This window comes from Aeromonas sp. ZOR0002, assembly GCF_963866995.1.
GTDB classification, from domain to species: domain Bacteria; phylum Pseudomonadota; class Gammaproteobacteria; order Enterobacterales; family Aeromonadaceae; genus Aeromonas; species Aeromonas caviae.
Map to the genome: position 1 here is coordinate 1 of NZ_CAWMFQ010000065.1, position 1,803 is coordinate 1,803.

General features: G+C 61.1%; 2 protein-coding genes. One reads left to right on the forward strand and one right to left on the reverse strand.

Annotated features, from left to right (window positions below; genetic code table 11):
• Nucleotides 1-1,154 (reverse strand): anaerobic nitric oxide reductase flavorubredoxin (gene norV / locus AACR77_RS04250; protein WP_042879949.1); only part of this gene is annotated, 1,154 nt, incomplete at its 3' end.
• Between the two features lie 170 nt (nucleotides 1,155-1,324).
• On the opposite strand from norV, the gene AACR77_RS04255 reads away from it, so the two are divergent.
• A partial coding sequence (locus AACR77_RS04255) for a GAF domain-containing protein (RefSeq protein ID WP_042879951.1) occupies nucleotides 1,325-1,803 on the forward strand: 479 nt, incomplete at its 3' end.

Sequence of the window (1,803 nt, forward strand, 5' to 3'; positions counted from 1 at the left end):
CATTCGGCCAGCGCCGAGCCATCCGGCCGCCACTTGGCCTTGAGGGAGATGCTGATATCGAAACCTGCATCCATCAGGCGAGTCTGGATCCGGTCCACCGCACCGCCGGTCCAGCCGTAGCTGCCGAAGGCCGAGGCACGCTTGTTGCGAAAACGCAGGCCGGTGATCTCTTCGAGCATGCCCGCCACCTTGGGCATCATGACGTTGTTCATGGTGGAGGAGCCCACCAGTATCCCCTTGGAGCGGAACACCTGGGTCAGGATCTCGTTCTTGTCGTGGCGGGCCACGTTGTAGATCTTCACCGCCACGCCCGGGTCCACCTCGTGGATGCCCTGGGCGATGGCGTCGGCCATCATGCGGGTGTTGTTGGACATGGAGTCGTAGAAGAGGGTGATGCGGTCTTCCTGATAGTGGTCGGCCCACTCCAGGTATTTCAGGATGATCTGGGTGGGGTCCTCGCGCCAGACGATGCCGTGGGAGGTGGCCACCATGCTCACCGGCAGGTTGAAGCCCAGCACCTCCTTGATCTTGGCGGTCACCAGCGGGCTGAAGGGGGTAAGGATGTTGGCGTAGTAGCGCTGGCACTGCTCCATCAGCTCGGTCTGGTCCACCTCGTCGTTGAACAGGTGCTCGTCGCAGTAGTGCTGGCCGAAGGCGTCGTTGGAGAAGAGCACCGCATCTTCGGTCATGTAGGTCATCATGCTGTCGGGCCAGTGCAGCATGGGGGTCTCGATGAACACCAGCTGCTTGCCGTTGCCGATGTCCAGGCTGTCACCGGTTTTGACCGGGTGGAAGTTCCACTCCGGGTGGTGATGATGGCCGGTGATGGAGTCGATGGCGTTGTGGGTGCAGTAGATGGGGGTGCCGGGGATGCGGGCCATCAGCTCGGTCAGGGCGCCGGCGTGATCCTCCTCGGCGTGGTTGATCACCACAAAATCGATGGAAGCGAGATCGATCTCGGCCGCCAGGTTCTGCACGAACTCACGGCTGAACTTGTGATCGACGGTATCGATCAGCACGTTCTTCCCTTCGCGGATGAGGTAGCTGTTGTAGCTGGTGCCCTTGTGGGTCTTGTACTCGGTGCCGTGGAAGTCGCGTACCTCCCAGTCCCGTTGGCCGACCCAGTGAATGTTGTTCTTGACGTGAATGCTCATCAGGCAGTTCCTCGGATGCAATAGTGGATGTTCAACTGAACCAGCTATTGCAGCGGACATGCCAACTTGTAACCCATTGTTTTTAATGGCTTCACATATCACTCATTGTCATTAAGACACCACATCTTTATAGTCAAAATCACAAACACACTGTCATTTGGACAATTATCGTGATCTCGACCGACAGCCTGGCGCGCATCGCCCTCGACCTGCAACTCGGCATCTCTCATCAAGACCGCTTCCACCGTCTGATCCAGAGCGTGCGCAGCCTGCTGAACTCGGATGCCTCGGCCCTGCTGCGCTACGAGGGGGGCCAGTTTATCCCGCTGGCCATCGACGGCCTGATGCAGGACGTGCTGGGGCGCCGCTTCGCCCTCAAGGATCACCCGCGCCTCGAGGCCATCGCCCGCGCCGGGGATGTGGTGCGCTTCCCCGCCGACAGCGCCCTGCCCGACCCCTATGACGGCCTGCTGCCGGATCACGACGACTTCAAGGTGCACGCCTGTGTCGGTCTGCCGCTCTTCTCGGATCAGGCGCTGATCGGCGCCCTGACCATAGACGGCATGAACCCGGCCCAATTCGACGGCATCAGCGACGAGGAGCTGCGGCTGGTGGGGGCCCTGGCCGCCGCCGCCCTCGACAACGCCCT